The organism is Mesorhizobium sp. B2-3-13, assembly GCF_006442195.1.
GTDB lineage: Bacteria > Pseudomonadota > Alphaproteobacteria > Rhizobiales > Rhizobiaceae > Mesorhizobium > Mesorhizobium salmacidum.
The window spans coordinates 1-20,680 of the sequence record NZ_VFVQ01000040.1 but is presented as its reverse complement, the minus strand read 5'-3'; the positions used below and the strand labels follow the sequence as shown (position 1 = coordinate 20,680).

Sequence of the window (20,680 nt, the reverse complement as noted above, 5' to 3'; positions counted from 1 at the left end):
CACCGCAACCGGCTCCGACGCTGCGCTAATCGAAGGCTCCGCGCCTCCGCCGGTTGCTCAACCCGCGCCACAAGGCGTAACAAAAACGGTCGAGGCTCTAATCGCAGCTGGATGACAGTTCAGTGGCAGGCCAGCTTCTGCGAGCACTTCGCCGCTTTCGAGCGCCGGACCAGCGCGACATTCCGCAACCGGCATGCGGCGGGCGCGGTGATGCAGACGGACTTTGCCGGACAGACGGTGCCGGTGATCGCTGGCAGGCCGTTTAAGTCGAGCCAGCCCCCCATTTTCGGAGCGGGTCCACGGGCCGTTGGAAAAGCGTGTCGTGGTAGCTCGCGAGGTCGTTGGCGCTACCAAAGAGCTTGTCCGACTTGGCTAAGAGGCGAAGATGTTTTTTGCAATGAGGGCAAACCGGATGGCCCAGAAGGACGCCGAAGGAGCGCCAGCCGCATGGAAGCCGCGCGATGGCGGGCAGCGCTGCGATATGTGAGGTCTCCGCGCCACCCGCCATCGGTCACGCCCCATCGTAGCGATCCTGTGCGTCGGTGAGTTTCACGCGGCCGCGCTCATCCTCGAACGCCTTCTTTCCCTTTCCGGCCTAAAGCGCACGGGCCTTCCTGCGCCACCTTGCTCCCGTCCGGGGGAAGGCTGGGTGGTTTACGCCAAGGCGCCGTTCGCGGGACCGGAAGCGGTGCTCGCCTATCTGTCGCGCTACACGCACCGGGTCGCCATCTCGAACCGGCGCCTGCCGGACTTCGAGACCCCCTGCTCGCAATTAATCTGCCCACGTTGCCAGGGCGTTGGCACCAAACCAGCTGATGCTTGCGCTCGCTTCATCGGACCGGGCATACCCAAGGCGGCTGACAATCGGTCCGCAGATGAATGGGAAGGCGCGGACCCGCCCTTCATAAGTGAATTCTTATTGGCTAAAATCCCTCATTGGCTTGTGGATCATCAGGCGTTTGGGAAGGTGCTCGGGATGTACCTCCAGGAGCTCCAGGAGCGTGATCTTGATCGTTGGCTTGCATCGGTTGCAGTCGAATTTCAGCTTCAAAGGATCAACGCCGCCGCCATAGACCATCATGAGATCGGCCGATCTGCAGTAGCGGACGTTGCCGCAACTGCATTCCACCTTCACAAGCATATTGTGCCGGGTCGCCTTCCCCAGCGTGTCGATCGGATCGTGCGCCCATGAGAACAGAAAAGGAACAAATTCCTCTTTCGTCAAGAGCGCATTCAACCTACTGGCAACGCACGTGCGGCCGGAACAATCCTCGCTTCTCGAGGTTCGTTTATTTTAGCGAACTCAGGAGGCACCTATGTCGTCAGAATCGCGCGAATGGATGATCCAGTGGCTGAGGGACGCCCACGCCATGGAGGAACAGGCCGAGACGATGCTCTCAGGACAATTGAGCCGTATCGAGAATTACCCGGAGCTCAGTGAGCGCATCCGCCTACATCTCGAAGAAACCAGGCAACAGGCTGCCCGGCTAAAGACCTGTCTCGACGGGATCAGCGAAGGATCGTCCACCATGAAGGTCGCAAGCGGTAAGCTCACGGCGCTCGCACAATCCATAAGTGGGGTATTTGCCGGCGATGAGGTGATGAAGGGCTCTCTGGCCAGCTACACCTTCGAGCACATGGAAATCGCATCCTATACAATCCTTATCGCGGCCGCCAACGCCGAGGGCGAAACTCAAATCGTGCAGGCGTGCGAGCAGAATCTGCGCGAAGAAGAAGCAATGGCGGAGTGGCTGAAGAGCCATCTTGGCCAGACGACGCAGACCTTCCTGTCGCGTGCCGCCGCTGACAGTGACGCCGCAAAACGGTGATTTACTAGGCCAGTCAAGGCGGGCTGTTGTGTGGTGCTCTGTCTCGCTGGCTACGGCGAGTTCCCAACCTCAGGCCGATCAGACTTCGAACAAGTCGCTCGGCCCCTGCCCGATCTCGTCAATGATGTCGGGCGTATTGTTCCGTGGCGAACCGACCTTGCTGTCGATCGGCCACATCTTCATCAGATCGGACGGAAAGGGCTTCATCAGGTCGCGAGGGTCCTGCTCCGGCCCAAGCCAGCGCATGTAGTCGGTCGGCGCCAGGATCACCGGCATGCGGTCGTGGATCGTCGCCATAAGCGAATTCGGCTCGCAGGTGGCGATGGCAAAGGTCCGCACGAGTTCGCCGGTCACCTTGTCGGCATACTCTTCCCAGATGCCTGCCATGGCGAAGGGCTCATCAGATTTCATCGCGATGGCGTAGGGCTGCTTTTTCTTCCCCGACGCGTCGAGCTTCTGCCATTCGAAATAGCCATCGACGGGCACCAGGCAGCGGCGCGAATTGTAAGCCTTGCGGAACAAGCCGTTACTGGCGATGGTCTCGCAGCGGGCGTTGACAGGTGGCGGGCGGCCGCCACCATCTCGAGCCCAACCTGGGACCAGGCCCCAGCGCGCCGAAACAAATCCCGCCATGCTGGTCGATAGCTCTTCACGGATGATGACGGGATAGGTTAGGCTTGGCGCGCCGTTCCAAAGAGGAAAGCTGTTGCCAAGCCGTTCGACCTCGCCAGGATGGGCGAATTCGAACCGACGAACCATGTCGGGTATTGTGGTCTTTACAAAAACTCGTCCGCACATCTACCAGAGATAGGAACCCGAAAAGCAAGAGTCTACTTCGGGAAGGCTATTCGATCGCGCCACCCTCCTGATTGCTGACAGCCTCCGCCAAGACGGCAAAGACGCTGTCGACCTCCTCATCTATCTCACGCGGCCGGATACCGGCCTTGATCGCGTCGGCGCCTGATCGGCAAGATCAGTGATCAGGCCCGGATCGACGGAAGCATGTTCGGGTATATTTTCGCTCATCCAGCGATAGAGGAAATCCACGCCGCGTGTGCTCATTCGGCGATAAGTTCGATCGGTGTCTTAAGTTCCCGGCTGGGCAAGCGTTGGCTATTGCTTATCCCGGAAATCGAGCAGCTTGGCGTGACGTAGCTTCTCTTCGCCTTTCAAGAACCGCACGCGGCCGACCAGACCAGGCTTTAGCCATTCTGCCTTTGCCTTGGCCAAGCCTATCGGAACAGGTCCGCCGACCTTACCTTGCATGCGGTCCCATAGCGCTTGTCGTTTGTCAGCCTTGAACGTCACAAAGGCGCCGCCGGCATAGCGGCCTTTGTCCGCCATCAGGACCATCGCGGGTTTCCCGGCCTCGCGCTGCACCCCAATGATGTCCATTTCCTTTTCGGCATAGCACTTGATCTTGCGCCAGTTCATCGTCGGCCCGCTGCGATAAGTGCTGTCCTTTCGCTTTGAAACCATACCCTCCAGGCCGGCTTGGTCGACAAGGTGATAGACGGCATCGCCGGTTCCGGCATTGCTTCGCTGAATTGGATGCGGCCGCCAGTGGGGATCAATCCCTGTAGAATATCGCGCCGCTCTTCGACCGGCATCTCGCGCAAATCGTGGCCGTTGAGGTGCAGGAGGTCGAACGCCACCAGATACAGATCGCGAGACGGGTTGCGGCTGGTAACGGCTGATTGCAGTGCGTGGAAGTCCGACAGGCCGGCTTCGTTGATGCTGATCGCCTCGCCGTCGATGATGAAGTCTTTCGCTTCGATCGCCTCTGCTTCGCCGGCGAGTTGGATGTAGCGCCCGGTCCAGTCATAGCCGTTTTTGGTGATCAACCGAATCCCGTCGTCATCCTTGATGATCTGGGTCCTGTACCCATCGAACTTGATCTCGTGGATCCACTCATCGCCTTGGGGCGGGGTGTCGACCAGTTCGGGCTCCATCGGCTTAATGAACTTCAGACGCATCAACTCACTCACAAAGCTGTCCATTCAATAAGCTTTAGCTAAAATAGTTCCGGAACATTTAGCATGGCCGGATGTTGCACCCCGCATGACAAAGCTATCTGACCTCGGCCCTCCGGTTCCCGGCAAACTGCACGGAGGGCAGCGTATCGACGAGCATCTTCACTTCTACAACTGCCCGTATTGCGGTCAGCGGGTCGACCAACGCGATTTGCGCCAAGTCTTCTGGCATGAGCAGCCTAATCATGAGCCGCTGGAGCCGGAGCCCGAGGCGAAGGTGATCGAATTTCCTAAACGGAAGAAGAAAAGCCCGCCGGCGTGAGCGGACCAGTCAGTCGGCCAACCCGGCACCGTGGTGGACGATAGCATCAAGGATCGCCTCATAGACGCTGCCGGTATCTTCCTCGATCTCAGTGCTGCTGATGCCGACCTTTTTGGTATCGGCGAAAAGCTTTTGTGTCAGTTCGGCGACTGAGATGACGTCCGCACCGACTGTCCCCGGAACGTTGGACCGGACCCACCGGTCGAGGAAGGCAGTGCCTCGGGTGCTCATCCGAACCAGCCGAACGTAAGGCTGACCATCGCCACCGCGACCATGACCGAGACTGGTACCGCCGCGAGAGGGCCGCTTCTAAAACTCGAGTTTCTTTATCCCTGAAGATTAGGCGCGCCTCATGCAAGCTACGTTGAAGCTAACAAGTCCGAAGCCCCTGACTCGGTTCCCCTATGTGCCGCCGAAGCGCAAGCAGCCGCTCGTCGACCAGCCGACGTAGGCCACTTGGGAGCGTATCAGTTCAGCCAAGAACCATTCCAGCGAGGCATTGCGTCGGCCTTCATCCCTCTCTGAGCATGCGCGTGATCTCGGAAACCTTAACTGCCCTGCAATAGCTACGTGCTAGCGGTTCTTAATGGCCCCCTATCTGAAAGCACATTTATCGCCAGTGGCTCTGATAAGCTACGCAATCGCGATCGCCTCGCTATTACTGCGTCTTGTATACTCCAAAAGTGTTTTGGTAGGGCTGTTCATCCTGAGCATATTGCTCGCGACATGGGGCACATGGATTTGCTTCCAAGGCTGGCATCGGGCGACCTCAGTCGGCCAAAAACGCGGCGTCGTAATAGTGCTCTTCGTGTTTCTGGGCCTTAGCGCATGGGGCGGATACATGTCGCTAAGGGACATTCTCAGATGAGACCGGCGGGCCTGTCCTTGCGGCAGCTTTCCTGTCATCGCCATTTTGCAGCGGCCACGAGAATGCTGTCCGGGATCGGTTCGGGAGGCTCGCGCTTTTCCATAGGCGCCCGCGATCGCAAGGCCCCTTGCAGCCTCTGACACGGCAGCCGTTCGAGACACCGCCCAACCAAGACGGGTGGTCAGGGCCTGACGGCGCTCCGGGCAGACGACTGTTCCGCACGGCAGCCTTCGCCGATGCGCTCGCGGGAACCTGCGTTACCGTGGAAAGTTCCTGCTGATGGCAAATCACCCCATTACCGGCGCGCTTACCTCGATCGGCACGTGGACCTCTCGTCCGGCAGCATTCCTGGTTCTGATGGCCTATGCGATCTTCTGGATCGTTTTCGACCGGCAAAGCTTGAACTGGCATGGCGCGGCCACGCTCCTCACCTGGGCCATGACGCTCTTCATTCAGCGGGCTGAACATCGAGATACCCAGGCGATTCATGCCAAGTTGGACGAAATGCTGAGATCAAACAGTTCGGCTTCGACCATCACCCGCATTGACGATGAAGAGCCCGAGGACATCGAAAAACATCGCGATCGCAAGCAGCAGGGCGACTGACTGCCGGTTTCGTGGCGTTGCTCAGGGGCGCGAAGCCAACGCGGTTGGATCGAAAGTTCAGCCCGCTGCTCAGGGGATTGAGCTATGCGGCCGTTTCGCCGGCCTAATCACGCTGGCGGCCATAAACCTGACGCCTGAACCGCGGGTTTTGCGGACGATTGTCCCGCATCATTCGACCCATCGGACCCCCAGTTCGCCAGGTCGATGAGCAGCTACTCCCTGGGACAGATGTCAAACGCGAACGCGGTGCAGACCCTTGTGAACGGCGACGAGATTTTTCCTTCGATGCTCCAGGCGATCGGCGCGGCCCGGTCCACCATCGATTTTGGGACCTATATCTATTGGTCAGGGGCCGTTGGATATGAATTCGCACACGCGATCATGATTGCTATTGCGATGACGCATCTCACTTACTTTCCCCCTTGGTATCGAGGAACAAGCACCGCAATTTTGCGCCCCACCCCGCCGAGTTCTAGCAACTTGTGTTTTGGCACGAAGCGGACGTTACTCGCATCCGCGATCAAGCCGAGACGCAAATGAGAAAAAGGGGTAATAGCCTACACAGCGGGCCTGGCCTCGCCGCAACGGCTAGCGAGATCGGCCCTTCTGATAGGAGGAGACATGTGCGGCAAATGGGGGGTGACCGCCATTGTCGGGGCGCCCATTGTGCTTGCGTCTGCGTGGGCTTTTCTTGCTGCGCCGGCCACTCACATAGGCGTGTGTGATATCGCCACAGTTAGAGACCAATTTCAAAAAACTGTCGAATTTCTCGACAGCATCATTCAGCTCGGGATAACGCTCGCAACAGGTCTGACAGGTCTAGGCGCAGCACTTCTGCTAGGCCTCCGAGGCGACTTGCGCCCTACGCCGTGGATCGTCGCGGTTCTCGCAGGATCGATGATCTGCCTCGCTCAGACGATATTTTACGGGATCTGGTGGAAAGCCGGGATCGCTAACCTGTGGTTCAATTCATGCTGGGAGAGGATCGATGCCGATTTCCTTCAGTATCGGTATTCGGCCAGTTTCTATTTTTTTATGGCGGGCATTGGGTTGATTGCCCTTTTGGTTGCCTCGGTAGCGTACCAGCGCGTTAGGGAGGCGCAGTGATGGCCGGAGCCCTCAAATCGATAATGCTCGCTGTGGCGTTCATCGTCCCATTCGCTGTGCACGCTCAGGAGCTAAACTACGACAGTTTGATCACCACTTGGGCGACTGAAAGAGGTGAGATCGTCACCCCGTCCGCTCAAACGGCGGCGTTGAGAGTTGCTGCCGAAGGATTTAGCGTCAAAGCCGCCGCTGCCGGTTTGAACCCGGAAGCCGTCGACAGAATTGCCAAAGCTATGACGGACGCAGGGTTCGTTGTCGCCAAGCCGCACGGTGTTACAGCAAAGTGGTCGACCGGAGAATATACATTTGCATGGGAGGACACATCCCAATTTGCAGCGATTTCGAAAGCCCTTGATGCTCAGATGATCTATGCTGCGCTTGAGCAGTTACCTCTCGTCACCGTGATTGTCGAGCCCGTGCCCCCGGTCGATTATTTGGTCGACATTAACGGGGAACAGGTGCACAGCGTCAAAAAAGGTGTCTACCGGGTCGATCCTGGCGATGTAGTGGTGCGCGTCGCAAGACCAACGCGCCCAGCATGTCTTTGGAAGGGTAGCCTTAAACTCGGCGATCAGCAGACGGTTACATGCAAACTCTGACGAGCGTACGCTGTAACGCGGGTTATTGTCATCGCCGCTCCCCTTATTGTGTGGGGACATGATCGCGGTTAAGCCCCTGCGCGATCAGCGTCAGGGCCTTATCGCGGACGCGATAGGCCGTGCCCCTCGGTCACCCCAGGCGCTTGCAGGCGCGGCCGAACGGCTTCCGTATCCCTCGTCGGGAAACTCGGCAGTGGCGAGTTCAAGGCGTCATATGACGCGGCGCAGGCCGGCAACAAGTCTGCGGCCACGACGCCGCAGCGATTGAAGCTCGCCGAGCCCCATTACCAACACCGCAAATTACTCGCATACATCGTGCATGCGCTGCGGGCTTTATCCACAGATCTCAAGAGCGCGCGCAGCGTCGCATCATCCTCGCCGAGGCGCACTACGATCCTTTCGTGATCGGCCGCCTCGGTGGTCAAGCGGCCAGAATAGTGGTCCTGCAAAAGGAACTGAAACTGAGTGGCCGGGGCTAAAGGCCGGCCTTTTCACATCTGCTTGATTTTCGTGCTGGTCATCGGAAGCTCAAATATTGCGCCGCCCTGCACGATCTCCGCTTGCGTCTCGATCGTTTGCCAAAGCGCGAGAAGACGCTCCATCTGCTTGATTATCGGTGACTTGTTTAGCCCTTTCGAAAGAAAGAAGCCCACCAAGTTAGAGCTTCGAAAAGCGTTGTATTCAGTTTTGTTTCTGGTGATGCGTCGGTCGCCCGAGATCACGATCCACCTTCCCTCGGCGCTGAGTTCGCCGATCCACTGTACATCCGTCACCTTCGGTCCGAACCGGTCGCGGGTATGGATGATTTGGTGCTTGCCCGCAAATAGCGCATTCAATGAGCGGGCTAGCGCAGGAGGGAGGTTTTCATCGATAACAACCTTCAAGCGGCTCTCGCCAGACTCTCTTCGAAATTGACCGCGTCGCGAACAACGGCGACGGGCACTTCAAAAATCCGCGCCGCGTCTTCAAGCGATCCTTCGGCCTCGGCAGCTTCGGCCAACACGATGGTTGGGACGCCGAACTGCGACGCTATGGGTTGGCCGAATGCGCGGCCAGGATCGATCACGATGGAGTTTTTCCCATTGAATGGACGCCATCGGGCAACCGCGTCATGCTCGACGTCGAGGTCTTTGAAGGTTCGTTCGATCACCTGCTTGAAGACATACTGCCGTTTCTTCAGGTCCAGCAGCTTCGGCTCGCTGGCTCGCTCGATGCTTTCGAGGAAGATCGTGCGGCCATCGGTCTGGAAGCTTCGGGTCGAGAACGGGCGATCGTCGCGGACGCACTCTCGCGCATATTCTAGGCAGTTGCGGATGGCGAGCAGACCGACACCAGCATCCACGAATGCTTTGACAAAACGCAGCTCGATCAAATCGCGAAAGCCGATTTCCAGATGCTCCTGGACGCCCGCGTGCTGCGATGCCCAAAGTGGCAGCATACGACGTTCCTCGCCTCGACGCCGATAGGAATAGCCGCGCATCCATCGGTTCAAATTCAGAGCCGATGTCTTCAATAGTCGCGCCGCCTCCGGAGCGGTATAGGACCCTACACCAATCCCCCCAAGTGCCGCGTCGTCTGTGTGCGTCGAAGCCATGCGCGCACCCTACCCATATCCTGCGCTCTATCAAGATGACATCTCTTCCTTACAGTCGGTCGGCCGATCAGGAGTTGCTCTTTGCGGGTCTCTCCATAACTGGACCAGCCGTGATGGCGGCCGTCAAGACCACTTCTTCGTCACCGCGGCTGGCCTGACGCAGCGCCGCGTCAGGAAGCGGCCACTGCAACGAAAAGCGATTGTCCTTGCCTTTCGATGCGGAACAGGATGGGCTTTCTCTGCTGGCGGGATTTCGTCCACTCTTGCTGAATATCCGAAGGCTGCGTCACGTTGCGGTTGTTGGCCGAGACGATGACGTCGCCAGGCCGAAGGCCGTTCTCGGCGGCGAGGCTATTTGGCGCCACTTCCTGGATGATGACTCCGGTGGTACCCGGCTGCAGACCGAGTTGTTGACGCGCTTCGTCAGGAATGGGGCTGAGCGACAGTCCGAGGCGTTGGTCCGCCGCTTCCGGACTCGGAACGGCACCGGTCTGCACCTCCTCGTCCTTGCGTTGACCTACGGTCAGCTCCACCTCCTGCTGGGAGCCGCCGCGGTTCCTTGTCAACGTCGCTTTCGACCCCGGCTTTTCGTTCGCTGCCGCCAATGTCAAGTCATGGACGCCCTGGATGTCTTTGCCGTTGAACTGGGTGATCACGTCCCCCGATTGCAAGCCGGCCTTCTCCGCCGGACTGCCGGGCTCGACCGAGGCGACCAGCGCTCCCTTGGTGCTTGATATGCCAAGTGCCTGGGCAAGCGACGGCGTCACCTCCTGGAGACGCACGCCGATGAACCCGCGCTCGATCCGGCCGGTGCGGATCAGCTGATCAGCAACGCTTCGTGCAGTTCGGGAGGGCACGGCGAACCCGATGCCTATGCTGCCGCCAGACGGAGAGACGATGGCCGTGTTGACCCCGATCACTTCGCCGCGCACGTTAAACAGAGGACCGCCGGAATTGCCTCTATTGATCGAGGCGTCTGTCTGGAGGAAATCGTCGTAAGGGCCGGCATGGATCTCGCGCGAGCGGGCGGAAAGAACGCCGACGGTAACGGTTCCCCCGAGCCCGAACGGACTGCCAATCGCGATCGTCCAGGCCCCCGGCTGCATTGCGTCCGAGTCACCCCAGGCGGTGGCCGTCATGTTGGGGCGTGGATCGACCTTCAGCACCGCAATGTCGGTTGCTGGATCGCGGCCCACAAGTCGCGCGGGCGAAGTCTCCTTATCGGAGAATACGACGTGGATTTCGGTGGAGTCCGCCACGACATGATTGTTGGTGACGATGTAGCCCTCGGGACTGACCACAAAGCCGGAGCCAAGAGCTTCTCGCACCTGCGGCTGGGCAGGCCCGCGGCTGTCGAAGGGGTTGAGAAAGTCGTCGAGCATCGTTTGGTCCTGGATGATCTGCCTCGTCGTGATCGCGACCACGGCCGGCAGTTTCTGACGCACGATTGCGCTGAAGTCGTTCGGAATTTCCTGTGCTGAAACTGGAGCAAAGCCGCCAGCCGTGAGCATCAAAATTCCTGCGACGAAGCCAATGCACAGTCGCTTCCTAGAAATGTAAGACATGATTGGTTCTCCTGCCCGACCGCCCTGGCGCTGCTGCGCGAACCCAAGAACTGACATTCACGCCGATTGTTTCACCGGTTTGAAAAAATGTTTATGGTGGGCTGAACTGCGGGGATGTCGCCTTGCGGGGCCATCGAAATTTGCTCGAAACTCTCCAAAATTTCAGCTGGTGGAAATCGCGAGAGCCACCAAACATGACGTCAACAGAGGAGACTGTTCAAAGCGGAGAACCATCGATGGAAGGAGCCATTTCGACGAGTTTTCCCCCGATCGGGCCCGTGGGCTCTGATGCTTTTCTTGACCGGTTGCTCCATCCGGCACGGCATTTCGAGCGACCCCATGACGTGCTGACCGACGTGACGCTGCCGTCCAGGAGAAGCGTGCAATCCTTTCGTCGGGCATCGGATGCATGTGCAGTGGAATCGGTGCCGGCGCTGCGCATGCCGCCGGGAGCAACCGAACCGGTCAGCTTCGATGCCATCGTGGACGCGTTGCGCCAATTGGCAATTGGAAGCTTCCCGGCACCGGTCGCGGTCGTGAGATCGACAGCATTGCGGTCGCCGGTCTTCCAGCATCCGTCGATCGACTTTGAGTGGAGCGCAGCCACGCTCTTCATCCGAGGCTTCCGCCCGCCGGCGAGGATTCGCCGGCGGGGATAGACGTGTTCTTTAGCGACCAATCGTCTGACTGAAAATATTCCTATAGACCCCTTGAACGTGTAAACCACTGTTATAAATGGTAATCGCCGGCCGCCACATGGGGCCGGTACAAGTCCAGGAGGCGTCAAGGCTCTTGGCGTCTCCTTTGTATCCATGTTGCTCGATGGAGGATGTGGCTATGAGGACAAACCTCGATTTTACCCCTCTGTTCCGGTCCAGCATCGGCTTCGACCGGATTTTCAATATGCTGGAAAATGCGAGCCGTGTCACTGCGATAGAGAATTGGCCGCTCTATGACATCGCCAAGGCTGGTGAGGACGCCTATCGCGTCACCATGGCGGTTCCCGGCTTCTCGCAGGAACAGCTGACTATCACTCATCAACCTAACCTGCTGGTTGTGAGCGGGTCGCAATCTGGCGACGATGACGGCCAGTATCTCTATCGCGGCATTGCCGGACGCGCCTTCGAGCGTCGGTTCGAACTGGCCGACCATGTGAAAGTCGTCGGCGCCAGCCTGGACAATGGGCTGCTGAACATCGATCTCAAGCGCGAGCTTCCCGAAGAGATGAAGCCGCGCCGGATCGCCATCGCAGGCAGTTCGGCAAAGGCAGCGCCGCGGCAGATCGACGCCGAAAGGAACGCAGCTTGAAGTCAGAGTTAATCAGAAGCGGCAGGCACCGGCAATCGCCCGGTGCCGCGCGGTTGAACGTGGAGGTGAATGACCATGAACATGCGTGACCTTATTCCGTGGGGCCGCAACAGCAACAACCAGGCCCCGAGCATCTATGGCGGTGGCGACCCGTTCCTTTCGCTTCACCGCGAGGTAAACAGGCTCTTTGACGAGATGTTGAGGAGCTTCGAGACGCGCTTGCCTGCTGTTGGACAGCTTTCGCCTTTCGATAACGGCTGGCCGAAGGTGGAGATTTCGGAGTCAGACAACGAGCTTCGCGTCACCGCCGAAGTCCCCGGCATGGAAGAGAAGGACATCGAAGTCCTGCTCGACGAAGATGTGCTGACCCTGCGTGGCGAAAAGCGGTCGGAAACCGAGGAGAAGGATTACTCCGAGCGCTTCTACGGTCGCTTCGAGCGGCGCATACCCCTCGGCTACGAGGTCGAGGACGACAAGGTCAAGGCGTCCTTTGCCAATGGCGTCCTGACCCTGACGCTGCCGAAGAACCCGAACGCGCAGTCGAAGGTGAAGCGCATCCCGATCAGCCACTGACGCCTGGACCAAGTCGGAGGCGGCAGCCCGCTGCCTCCGGCGCGTCCTTCACCAAAAATGGGAGGGATGAGTGATGCAGAAGCAAGAAAGAAAAGTCACACCAGTCGTAGAAAATCTCGGACCGGCAAACGACAAACGCAGGCGAGCGCCGTCGCTCGGGCGATCCGAGTTCCCGCATGATGCCGTCGCGCGGATCTACAAGCCTGGCCGCTCAGTCATGACCTCAAGCCGTGCGCGGCCGAAAGGGTGGCGGCTGGTGTTCGAGCGGCGTACTGCGCCGGTCATTGAACCGCTGATGGGCTACACCGGAAGTGGTGACACGCTGAGCCAGGTGGAGCTCGATTTTCCAACGGCTCAGGCGGCCATCGAATATGCCGAACGGCAGGGGCTTGCCTACGCTGTTCAAGGAAGCCCGGCGGCCGAAAAGTCCAGTGTCGAATCGTCTGACGCGGACAACCCGCTGCAGGCCGGCGCAGACGTTGTCTGGAACCGCCTCCAGTTGGCTTTGCTGCAAAGCAGCCACGGCGCGGTTTCGCAGGCGCCGCATTATGGACCGGCGCTGACGGACCCGGAGGCGCTTTATGCATCGCCGATGGACGTGGTCGTCGATCCTCTTCTGACAGCCGACGAGAAACGCGCAATCCTGCGAAACTGGGCGTGGAACGAGTATCTGGTCGATCTCGCCACGGCCGAGGGGATGCCGGAAAACGCGCGTCCGACGCGGCTGGACGAAGTGGAATTGGCCCTGCTCGCGCTGGAGCCAGTTAAGGCAGCGAACCTGGCCGTTTCTATTCTTGAACAGAAGCAGAAGGCAATGTGAGGGTCGTCATGGATCGGCTGACTGTGCTCGATTGTGAAAATACGGTGCCGAACCGTTTCGCACTGGCCGTCGCCGTGGCGGGGCGCGCTCGTGCGCTCAGCCGGGGTGCTGAGCGCCTGACAACGAAGCGACGGCGCCCGTCGAGCTCGCCCTGCGCGAGATCGCCGGCAACCGCTTCCAGCCCGGAGAGCTCAAGTCCTTCGTTCTGGCGGGTTCGGTTCCGCGCGATGGCCGGGTACGGCCCGGCCGACGAAGAAAGCTTCGCGGTGGCAAAGGGTCAATCCCTGGCTGCCGCACCCGCCTTCGCTCAGAGGGCGGTGCACTGACCATGTCAGGAAAGGAGGATGAACAATGGAAAAATGGCTGAAAACTGAAAGTCGTCCGGTGACCGATACCGTCAATGTGATCGCCGGCATAGCGCTGGTACTGTCGCCTTGGTATTTCGGATTTGCGGCTGAAACCTATGCGGCCTGGAACGCCTGGATCGCCGGTGCGGTGATTGCCCTGACCGCCGTGGGTGCGCTGGTTGCGTTCCATGCCTATGAGGAATGGGCAAACCTGGTGGTTGGGCTGTGGACGCTGATCTCGCCCTGGGCCCTCGGTTTCTCGGCCCTGACAACGGCCATGTGGGTACATGTGGTCGTGGGAGTGATCGTAGCGGCCTTGGCTGCCGGAAGCCTCTGGTTCTTCGGCGACCGTCCGCCTTCAACGGCCTGACCAGCATCTCTGCCGGGCCCGGATCTTCGGGCCCGCTTTTTTCAACCGGCGGAGGAAAACGGCATGACAGCTGCGCTGGGCATACCGCACAGGAAAGGACAATGACAGACCCATTGTCGCCGGCCGGTCTGGGGCCTCCCACTTTTTTGCCCCGGACCTGGCCTACACCGATGCCGCGCGGGCTGGGCGACCTATATCCGCCTCTGTGGAGGCCGCCATGGACATGAGCAACAGAAAGACGCAGTTCAATGTCTGGTACTGGATTGCGGCGTTCGTGGGCGTGATGGTCGTCCAGTACATCTATGCCACGACGCAACACGTCGCCCAGATACCGTACAGCCAGTTCGAGACCCTGCTGAACGCCGGCAAGATCGCTGAGGTGCAGGTTTCGGACCGCTTCATCCAGGGCCGCTTCAAGGAGCCGCAAGACGGCAGGCCGCTGTTTATCACTACACGCGTCGAGCCGAACCTCGCCCGTGACCTGCAGGAACACGGTGTCACTGTGACTGGCCAGGTCGAAAGCACCTTCCTGACCGACCTGCTTTCCTGGGTTGTGCCGGTGCTCGTCTTCTTTGGCCTCTGGATGCTGCTTCTAAGACGCATGGACGGCGGCGTCGGCGGTTTGATGCAAATTGGCAGGAGCAAGGCCAGAATCTATGTCGAAGCCAATACCGGCGTGACCTTCGACGATGTGGCGGGGGTCGACGAGGCCAAGGCCGAGTTGCAGGAGATTGTGGATTTTCTCAAGAACCCGGGCGAATACGGCCGCCTCGGAGGACGCATGCCCAAAGGCGTGCTACTGGTCGGACCGCCAGGCACGGGCAAGACCCTCCTCGCAAAGGCCGTCGCGGGCGAGGCCAAGGTGCCGTTCTTCTCGATCTCCGGTTCGGAGTTCGTCGAGATGTTCGTAGGGGTCGGGGCCGCGCGCGTGCGCGATCTTTTCGAACAGGCGCGATCCAAGGCTCCCGCCATCATATTCATCGACGAGCTCGACGCTCTTGGCCGCGCCCGTGGGACCACGGTCGGCGGCCACGACGAAAAGGAGCAGACGCTCAACCAACTTTTGGTCGAACTCGACGGTTTTGATCCGCAGATCGGCGTCGTGCTGCTGGCCGCGACGAACCGTCCTGAAATCCTTGACCCGGCACTTCTGCGCGCCGGCCGTTTCGACCGCCAGGTATTGGTCGATCGGCCCGACAAGCAGGGTCGCATAAAGATCCTGCAGGTTCACATGAGCAAGGCCAAGCTGGGGAGGGATGTCGATGCGGAAAAAGTGGCGGCGCTGACGCCCGGTTTCACCGGTGCTGACCTGGCCAATCTTGTGAACGAAGCGACGTTGCTCGGCACGCGCCGCAAGGCGGATGCAGTAACGATGGACGATTTCAACAATGCGGTGGAACGCATCGTCGCGGGACTGGAGAAACGCAACCGGCTCCTGAACCCGAAGGAGCGTGAGATCGTCGCTTATCATGAAATGGGTCATGCGCTGGTAGCCATGGCGCTGCCTGGTGTCGACCCGGTGCACAAGGTGTCGATCATACCACGCGGCGTCGGCGCGCTCGGCTACACTATCCAGCGTCCGACCGAGGACCGCTTCCTGATGACGCGCGAGGAGCTGGACAACAAGATGGCGGTGCTGCTCGGCGGCAGGGCGGCCGAATGGATCGTATACGGCCATTTGTCCACCGGAGCCGCCGATGATCTCGCCAAGGTAACCGACATAGCGCGCGCCATGGTGACGCGTTACGGCATGTCGGCAAAACTTGGGCACGTGGCGCTGGAAAAGGACCCGCGCTCCTTCCTGAGCCCTAACCCGCTCGCCGGCGGACCGCGCGAGCACGATTACGGCGAAGCCGCCGCCGATGCCATCGACACGGAAGTACGCGACATTGTGGCGGCCGCGTTCGAACGAACCGTCGGCCTCCTCACCGAGCGGCGCGACGTGCTGGAAAGGGCGGCACGCAAGCTGCTCGAGACCGAGACGCTCGACGAGACCGAACTTGCGTCGCTGGTCGGAGACGTCTCGGCGGCGGATGGCCCTGCACGGGACGGGTCTGGTCAGTCGTCGGACAAGAGGAAGGCTGCGCTGCAGCCGGCCAGGGCCACGGCTGCAATCCCCACGCGCGGATCGGGGAAATTCAGGACACAATGAGTTCCGGATTGCTCCCGCTGTATAATCCTTCATGGAACGCCGTGCCGCCCGCTACGATGGCGACACGCGAGATTGATGTCGATCTTTAGGCCTTTGAAATCCAGTATATGTCGGTCACCAGCCACGCGTTCTCGATGCCATTTGCTGGTCGCCCTGGGTAATATTGCGCGAGACGGGTGACCTTGCCTCGCGCAGCTTTGAGCGCGACCATCATGGCCTTTCTTCCTCACTGCGCCTGGCTCCGCTGCAGGGGTAAAACCCGCATGGCACAAGTGATCGTACAGGAAACGTATCGCCCGCCTTTTCCAGAAGCATCATGAAGCGTCGTCGGTCTTCACCTGTGAACGGCAGAGCCATCCGGCCAGCGCGTCGGACAATTTTGAAAGCCACCGTTCCGGCACGTGCGTCACTCCGGCAAAGGCGACGACGACATCGAGGTCCGGCAGATCAATCGCCTGCGCTGCATCAACGGATACTACTTCGACCTGGGCATAATGAGCAAGATTGCTTTGCGCGCGCCGAGCGAGTTCTTCGTCGATCTCATAGGCGATCACGCGTCCTCCAGAACCCGTCAGCTCAGCGAGGATGGCGGTGAAATAGCCGACAGCAGCACCCACCTGAAGCACCGTCTGGCCGGGAGCGATGTTCAGATGGTCGAAAACCAAGGCCCAAAGCGACGGCAAGCCGCTGTTTAGTCCGCGTCTTTCGTCAAGCGAGACCAGAACGTGGTGGTAAATCTCATGAAGTGCGGCTGAAGGGCTGGTATGGCCCGCTCCAATTTGCAATCGCGAATGGATACGCCATGGCCCGTTGCCAAGGTAATGTTCGCGCGGAACCTTTGCGAAGGCCTCGATGACCGCAGGATTGTGCAAGACAGGTGACGAGACACGGCAGGTCTTCGGCAAACCACCGGCGCGCTTCACTAGCATCGATTCTTGTCGGCATGGATATCGGCTCCCGTGTTGCGCGTACTCCATGATGGTTTCAGAACTTCAGCCTTCACTCGAGCAAACCTTGGCAACTATTCGCTTATCGTCGTAACGCGAAGTGCTGGCGAGCGGGAAGCTCACCCAACCGCGGCAACTGATGGCCCAACTGGTAGGCGCCAGCTTTGCCGGCGCAGCGAGGGAGTCGCACGACTTTCATGGGGTTGTCATGGAAGCTGTGCGTCAGCTGAACGGCGAAGGCCTAAGCAAGCTTTAGGCAGAAGCGAAACGCGAAACGCTGATCCAGAGTTATTGTTGGACATTGGTGTACGAGTACCAAGGATCGGTATCTGCCGTTGCGGGTCGCTCAATGGTCGATAATGAGCTCCACGTCTGTTCGAGGACCTTGCGCCCGCCTGTCTCAATGCCCGCCGAACGGGCCGTGTCATTTAGCGATGCTGATGTGCTTCATTCATTCTCGAACGCCTGCTTTCCCTTTGCTGCCCAGAGCGCCCGCGCCTGTGCCCCTTGATCGCTTTTGAGCTTGTCGGCCATCCAGAGCAGCGCGCCATAGATGGTGGCACGATCATCGCCGGTCAGGTCGACGATCCCCGCCTTGATGACGAGACCGCCGAGTTCGATCAGATGGCGCGTGCGCTTGCGGCGCTCGACCTGCCATATGCGCATGTCATGCCGCGCCCGCGCCGCCGGATGGCGATTGCGCGCCGCCCGGCTGCGTTTGAGCGCTGCCGTTGTCGCGGTCAAGCGCTGACCCAGATCGCCGCGCCCGCCCTTGAAAGAACGCGGCCCCGCGCTTCGCCCATGCCTCCCTCTTTCCGGCATCCTTCGCCTCGGCGATGGCGACCAATGCGCCCGCCAGTTCATCGGCAGTGAGCGCATCGGCTCCGGTCGAGATGACCAGTTCGCCGAGTTGCTGCACCTTTCGCGTTTTCAGCTCGCGCGCTTTTTCCTCCAGCGCCTTCAGTTCGGCGTCGAAGTCCCGTCGTTTACGCATGATTGTCTCCGTCGGTTGTCGATCGGATTATGATAGGGGGGCGGGTGTTGGAAGGCTTCAGGGTTGCCGAGACAGCCCGGGACGGGCTGGTCCATCCCGAGAATTTTTCGAGGGAGGGCGCGCTTATACGTCGTGCCGACGTGCGCTTTGATGTGCAAATGATCTGGTCGCGATGGCGATCTATCATCTTCACGTCAAGGTCATTGGCCGCAAGGCAGGCTCAAGTGCTGTGGCGTCTGCGGCCTACCGCTCGGCTTCGCGGTTGCGCGACGAGCGGATCGATCGTGTTCAGGACTTTTCGGCCAAACGCGGTGTCGTCCATTCCGAGGTGATGCTGCCGGAGGATGCACCGGCAGCCTGGCGCGATCGCGAACGGCTGTGGAACGATGTCGAGGCGTTTGAGGTACGCAAGGATGCCCAGCTTGCCCGCGAGGTCGAGTTCGCCCTGCCGCGTGAACTCAGCCAGCCGCAAGGCATCGAACTGGCGCGCGACTTCGTTCAGTCCGAGTTTGTCAGCAAGGGCATGGTCGCCGATCTCAATGTGCACTGGGACAGGGCGGAGGATGGCAGTCCCAAGCCGCATGCTCATGTCATGCTCACCATGCGGGCCGTCGACGAGAACGGTTTTGGTGCCAAGGTTCGAGACTGGAATGCTACCCAGATGGTCGAACGCTGGCGCGAGCGGTGGGCGGAGCTTGCCAATGAACGCCTGGCCGAACTCGACATCGATGCCCGCATCGATCATCGCAGTCTGGAAGCGCAGGGCATTGTCCTGGAGCCGCAAACGCAGATTGGTGCTCCGGCCCAACGCATTGAAGCCGCTGGCCTAGATGCTGGTGACATTGAAGCAGATCGCGCCCAACTGCATCGCGAGATCGCGCGCAACAATGGTGCGCGCATCATTGCCGATCCATCCGTGGCGCTCGATCCCATCACCCATCAGCAATCGACCTTCACCAGAAAAGACATCGCGAAGTTCTCGCATCGCCACAGCGACGGAATAGAGCAGTTCAACGCGGTGGTGGCAGCCATCAGCAGCGCGCCCGATCTGGTCGAACTCGGCAAGGACCGGCGCGGCGACGACCGGTTCACCACAAGGCAGATGATCGAGACCGAACAGCGCCTTCACCGCGCTGCGGAGCGCATCGATTTGGACGAGCGTCATGCGGTGAGTAAGGCACATCGCGAGGCAGCACTGGCGCGGGCTGCGCAACGCGGTCTTATCCTTTCGGGCGAGCAGACCGATGCGCTTGCACATATCACGGAAGGCCGCGGTCTTGGTGTCGTTGTCGGCTTTGCCGGAACGGGCAAGAGCGCCATGCTGGGCGTTGCGCGCCAGGCATGGGCAGCGGCGGGCTACGAGGTTCGAGGCGCGGCACTCTCAGGCATTGCCGCGGAGAACCTCGAAGGCGGATCGGGAATTGCTTCGCGCACCATCGCCAGTATGGAACACAGTTGGGGACAGGGCCGCGATCTGCTCACCACACGCGATGTCCTGGTGATCGATGAGGCCGGCATGGTCGGCACGCGCCAGTTGGAGCGCGTGCTCTCCCATGCGGCGGACGTTGGTGCAAAAATCGTTCTTGTTGGTGATCCCCAGCAGTTGCAGGCGATCGAAGCCGGCGCTGCATTCCGCTCGATTCACGAGCGTCACGGCGGCGTCGAGATCGGCCAGGTGCGTCGGCAGCGCGAGGACTGGCAGCGCGATGCCACGCGCGATCTGGCAACCGGCAGGATCAATACTGCGATCAGCGCCTACAACGCGCAAGGCATGGTGCACCAGGCCGCAACGCGCAATGAAGCGCGAGGTGAACTCGTCGAACGCTGGGATCGCGACAGGCAGGCGCATCCAGAGGCAAGCCGTATCATCCTCACCCACACAAACGACGAGGTGCGTGCGATGAACCAGGCAGCGCGTGAGCGCATGCGCGCTGCCGGCGATCTCGGCGACGAGGTTCAGGTGGATGTCGAGCGCGGCCCAAGAAACTTCGCCAGCGGTGACCGCGTCATGTTCCTGCGCAACGAGCGCGGGCTCGGCGTCAAGAACGGCACGCTTGGCATCGTGGAGGAGCTCAGCAAACAAAGCATGACGGTTCGCACCGATGAAGACAGATCGGTTCGCTTCGACCTGAAAGACTACGCGCAAATCGACCACGGTTATGCCGCGACCATTCACAAGGCGCAGGGCATGACCGTCGACCGGACCCATGTGCTCGCAACGCCGGGCATGGATGCACATGGCAGCTACGTCGCACTGTCCAGGCATCGAGATGGGATGGACCTGCATTACGGCAGCGATGACTTCGCGACCCGTGAACGGTTTGTCCGCGTCCTGTCACGGGACCGCGCCAAGGACATGGCGTCCGACTATGAGCAGATCGACCCGGCGCAACACTATGCCGAGCGGCGCGGCATTACCTTCCGCGAGCGCGTCGTCGAGATCGTGCGCCGGATCGTTCCGGAGAAGCTCCGCGACCGGATCGACGGGCTGCTGGACGGGTTGCGCTCACCCGGAGACGCCGAGCCCAGGCAGGACCGTGGGCGCGGGCCGGAACGGGAGAATGTTGGGGCGTTAAGCGCAGGCGGCGGCGCGGCGCCTGAAAGAGATGTTTCGGTCAGGGGAGCGCAACGCGACACGGATGCGGCGGCGAGCCCCGAAGCGGCGCTGCGCCGCGCTCGCACGAACGCGCTTGTGCGTCACGCGCG

At 60.3% G+C, this 20,680-nt stretch carries 21 protein-coding genes and 2 pseudogenes; 13 read left to right on the top strand and 10 right to left on the bottom strand.

Annotated features, from left to right (window positions below):
• Positions 1-646: 646 nt before the first annotated feature.
• A pseudogene (locus tag FJ941_RS28390) lies at positions 647-745 on the top strand (transposase); the annotation flags it as partial.
• A gap of 571 nt (positions 746-1,316) precedes the next feature.
• Entirely contained in the window at positions 1,317-1,829 is a 513-nt protein-coding gene (locus tag FJ941_RS28380) for a DUF892 family protein (RefSeq protein ID WP_140510850.1), read from the top strand.
• A 78-nt stretch (positions 1,830-1,907) separates the two neighbouring features.
• Here the strand turns inward: FJ941_RS28380 and FJ941_RS28375 are convergent, their stop codons facing one another.
• Complete coding sequence (locus FJ941_RS28375) at positions 1,908-2,627, bottom strand: SOS response-associated peptidase (protein WP_140510848.1); 720 nt, start codon at positions 2,625-2,627, stop codon at positions 1,908-1,910.
• Between the two features lie 315 nt (positions 2,628-2,942).
• Positions 2,943-3,805, bottom strand: a pseudogene (locus tag FJ941_RS28360) (ATP-dependent DNA ligase).
• A gap of 85 nt (positions 3,806-3,890) precedes the next feature.
• Here FJ941_RS28360 and FJ941_RS28355 point away from each other — a divergent pair.
• Positions 3,891-4,124, top strand: a complete 234-nt coding sequence (locus FJ941_RS28355) for a hypothetical protein (protein WP_140510844.1) — start codon at positions 3,891-3,893, stop codon at positions 4,122-4,124.
• 9 nt (positions 4,125-4,133) lie between these two features.
• On the opposite strand, the gene FJ941_RS28350 is transcribed toward FJ941_RS28355, so the two are convergent.
• A complete protein-coding gene (locus tag FJ941_RS28350; RefSeq protein WP_140510842.1) occupies positions 4,134-4,355 on the bottom strand; it encodes a DUF768 domain-containing protein in 222 nt (73 codons plus the stop codon).
• A gap of 916 nt (positions 4,356-5,271) precedes the next feature.
• On the opposite strand from FJ941_RS28350, the gene FJ941_RS28345 reads away from it, so the two are divergent.
• The 3 genes from FJ941_RS28345 (at position 5,272) to FJ941_RS28330 (ending at position 7,304) form a co-directional block, all read left to right on the top strand.
• Positions 5,272-5,598, top strand: a complete 327-nt coding sequence (locus FJ941_RS28345) for a low affinity iron permease family protein (protein ID WP_140510840.1) — start codon at positions 5,272-5,274, stop codon at positions 5,596-5,598.
• A 621-nt stretch (positions 5,599-6,219) separates the two neighbouring features.
• Entirely contained in the window at positions 6,220-6,705 is a 486-nt protein-coding gene (locus FJ941_RS28335) for a hypothetical protein (protein ID WP_140510838.1), read from the top strand.
• The gene (locus FJ941_RS28330; RefSeq protein WP_140510836.1) at positions 6,705-7,304 is read left to right on the top strand and encodes a hypothetical protein; all 600 of its coding nucleotides are present in this window, start codon (positions 6,705-6,707) and stop codon (positions 7,302-7,304) included. The genes FJ941_RS28335 and FJ941_RS28330 overlap by 1 nt, the downstream gene beginning before the upstream one ends.
• Before the next feature lie 491 nt (positions 7,305-7,795).
• Here FJ941_RS28330 and FJ941_RS28325 read toward each other — a convergent pair whose 3' ends face one another.
• The 3 genes from FJ941_RS28325 to FJ941_RS28315 form a co-directional block, all read right to left on the bottom strand.
• Complete coding sequence (locus FJ941_RS28325; RefSeq protein ID WP_140510834.1) at positions 7,796-8,188, bottom strand: hypothetical protein; 393 nt, start codon at positions 8,186-8,188, stop codon at positions 7,796-7,798.
• Positions 8,185-8,898, bottom strand: coding sequence for a hypothetical protein (locus tag FJ941_RS28320; RefSeq protein WP_181170043.1), 714 nt, complete (start codon positions 8,896-8,898; stop codon positions 8,185-8,187). The genes FJ941_RS28325 and FJ941_RS28320 overlap by 4 nt, the downstream gene beginning before the upstream one ends.
• Positions 8,899-9,068: 170 nt before the next feature.
• Positions 9,069-10,463 (bottom strand): Do family serine endopeptidase, encoded by a 1,395-nt coding sequence (locus FJ941_RS28315; protein ID WP_140510832.1) that lies wholly within the window; start codon positions 10,461-10,463, stop codon positions 9,069-9,071.
• 236 nt (positions 10,464-10,699) lie between these two features.
• Here FJ941_RS28315 and FJ941_RS28310 point away from each other — a divergent pair, with 236 nt between their 5' ends.
• The 6 genes from FJ941_RS28310 to ftsH all read left to right on the top strand — a co-directional run bounded on the left by FJ941_RS28310 (position 10,700) and on the right by ftsH (position 16,033).
• Entirely contained in the window at positions 10,700-11,122 is a 423-nt protein-coding gene (locus FJ941_RS28310) for a hypothetical protein (protein WP_246674055.1), read from the top strand.
• Between the two features lie 178 nt (positions 11,123-11,300).
• Positions 11,301-11,771 carry an Hsp20 family protein gene (locus FJ941_RS28305; RefSeq protein ID WP_140510830.1) on the top strand — a complete coding sequence of 157 codons (471 nt, stop codon included), beginning with the start codon at positions 11,301-11,303 and terminating at the stop codon, positions 11,769-11,771.
• 75 nt (positions 11,772-11,846) lie between these two features.
• Positions 11,847-12,344, top strand: coding sequence for an Hsp20/alpha crystallin family protein (locus FJ941_RS28300; protein WP_140510828.1), 498 nt, complete (start codon positions 11,847-11,849; stop codon positions 12,342-12,344).
• A 73-nt stretch (positions 12,345-12,417) separates the two neighbouring features.
• Positions 12,418-13,164: an NADH dehydrogenase ubiquinone Fe-S protein 4 gene (locus tag FJ941_RS28295; protein WP_140510826.1), complete on the top strand. Its 747-nt coding sequence runs from the start codon at positions 12,418-12,420 to the stop codon at positions 13,162-13,164.
• Between the two features lie 351 nt (positions 13,165-13,515).
• Complete coding sequence (locus FJ941_RS28285) at positions 13,516-13,881, top strand: SPW repeat protein (RefSeq protein ID WP_140510824.1); 366 nt, start codon at positions 13,516-13,518, stop codon at positions 13,879-13,881.
• 217 nt (positions 13,882-14,098) lie between these two features.
• Positions 14,099-16,033 (top strand): ATP-dependent zinc metalloprotease FtsH, encoded by a 1,935-nt coding sequence (gene ftsH / locus FJ941_RS28280; RefSeq protein ID WP_140510822.1) that lies wholly within the window; start codon positions 14,099-14,101, stop codon positions 16,031-16,033.
• A gap of 85 nt (positions 16,034-16,118) precedes the next feature.
• On the opposite strand, the gene FJ941_RS29720 is transcribed toward ftsH, so the two are convergent.
• The 4 genes from FJ941_RS29720 to FJ941_RS28260 all read right to left on the bottom strand — a co-directional run bounded on the left by FJ941_RS29720 (position 16,119) and on the right by FJ941_RS28260 (position 17,974).
• A complete protein-coding gene (locus FJ941_RS29720; RefSeq protein ID WP_281405581.1) occupies positions 16,119-16,247 on the bottom strand; it encodes a hypothetical protein in 129 nt (42 codons plus the stop codon).
• 100 nt (positions 16,248-16,347) lie between these two features.
• Entirely contained in the window at positions 16,348-16,956 is a 609-nt protein-coding gene (locus FJ941_RS28275; RefSeq protein ID WP_210242238.1) for an rRNA adenine N-6-methyltransferase family protein, read from the bottom strand.
• Between the two features lie 471 nt (positions 16,957-17,427).
• Positions 17,428-17,646: a conjugal transfer protein TraD gene (locus FJ941_RS28265; protein WP_140510818.1), complete on the bottom strand. Its 219-nt coding sequence runs from the start codon at positions 17,644-17,646 to the stop codon at positions 17,428-17,430.
• 1 nt (position 17,647) lies between these two features.
• Positions 17,648-17,974 carry a conjugal transfer protein TraD gene (locus FJ941_RS28260; RefSeq protein ID WP_140510816.1) on the bottom strand — a complete coding sequence of 109 codons (327 nt, stop codon included), beginning with the start codon at positions 17,972-17,974 and terminating at the stop codon, positions 17,648-17,650.
• Positions 17,975-18,146: 172 nt separating this feature from the next.
• Between FJ941_RS28260 and traA the strand changes: the two genes are divergently transcribed.
• Positions 18,147-20,680 (top strand): Ti-type conjugative transfer relaxase TraA (gene traA, locus FJ941_RS28255; protein ID WP_140510814.1); only part of this gene is annotated, 2,534 nt, incomplete at its 3' end.

Excerpts from the sequence above, each read along its gene's own strand:
- FJ941_RS29720 (WP_281405581.1), bottom strand. The coding sequence starts at position 16,247 with ATGATGGTCGCGCTCAAAGCTGCGCGAGGCAAGGTCACCCGTCTCGCG.
- FJ941_RS28305 (WP_140510830.1), top strand. The coding sequence starts at position 11,301 with ATGAGGACAAACCTCGATTTTACCCCTCTGTTCCGGTCCAGCATCGGC.
- FJ941_RS28310 (WP_246674055.1), top strand. The coding sequence starts at position 10,700 with ATGGAAGGAGCCATTTCGACGAGTTTTCCCCCGATCGGGCCCGTGGGC.
- FJ941_RS28380 (WP_140510850.1), top strand. The coding sequence starts at position 1,317 with ATGTCGTCAGAATCGCGCGAATGGATGATCCAGTGGCTGAGGGACGCC.
- FJ941_RS28375 (WP_140510848.1), bottom strand. The coding sequence starts at position 2,627 with ATGTGCGGACGAGTTTTTGTAAAGACCACAATACCCGACATGGTTCGT.
- ftsH (WP_140510822.1), top strand. The coding sequence starts at position 14,099 with ATGGACATGAGCAACAGAAAGACGCAGTTCAATGTCTGGTACTGGATT.
- FJ941_RS28315 (WP_140510832.1), bottom strand. The coding sequence starts at position 10,463 with ATGTCTTACATTTCTAGGAAGCGACTGTGCATTGGCTTCGTCGCAGGA.
- FJ941_RS28295 (WP_140510826.1), top strand. The coding sequence starts at position 12,418 with ATGCAGAAGCAAGAAAGAAAAGTCACACCAGTCGTAGAAAATCTCGGA.
- FJ941_RS28355 (WP_140510844.1), top strand. The coding sequence starts at position 3,891 with ATGACAAAGCTATCTGACCTCGGCCCTCCGGTTCCCGGCAAACTGCAC.
- FJ941_RS28300 (WP_140510828.1), top strand. The coding sequence starts at position 11,847 with ATGAACATGCGTGACCTTATTCCGTGGGGCCGCAACAGCAACAACCAG.
- FJ941_RS28265 (WP_140510818.1), bottom strand. The coding sequence starts at position 17,646 with ATGCGCATATGGCAGGTCGAGCGCCGCAAGCGCACGCGCCATCTGATC.
- FJ941_RS28345 (WP_140510840.1), top strand. The coding sequence starts at position 5,272 with ATGGCAAATCACCCCATTACCGGCGCGCTTACCTCGATCGGCACGTGG.
- FJ941_RS28350 (WP_140510842.1), bottom strand. The coding sequence starts at position 4,355 with ATGAGCACCCGAGGCACTGCCTTCCTCGACCGGTGGGTCCGGTCCAAC.
- FJ941_RS28320 (WP_181170043.1), bottom strand. The coding sequence starts at position 8,898 with ATGGCTTCGACGCACACAGACGACGCGGCACTTGGGGGGATTGGTGTA.
- FJ941_RS28330 (WP_140510836.1), top strand. The coding sequence starts at position 6,705 with ATGGCCGGAGCCCTCAAATCGATAATGCTCGCTGTGGCGTTCATCGTC.
- FJ941_RS28285 (WP_140510824.1), top strand. The coding sequence starts at position 13,516 with ATGGAAAAATGGCTGAAAACTGAAAGTCGTCCGGTGACCGATACCGTC.
- FJ941_RS28335 (WP_140510838.1), top strand. The coding sequence starts at position 6,220 with ATGTGCGGCAAATGGGGGGTGACCGCCATTGTCGGGGCGCCCATTGTG.
- FJ941_RS28260 (WP_140510816.1), bottom strand. The coding sequence starts at position 17,974 with ATGCGTAAACGACGGGACTTCGACGCCGAACTGAAGGCGCTGGAGGAA.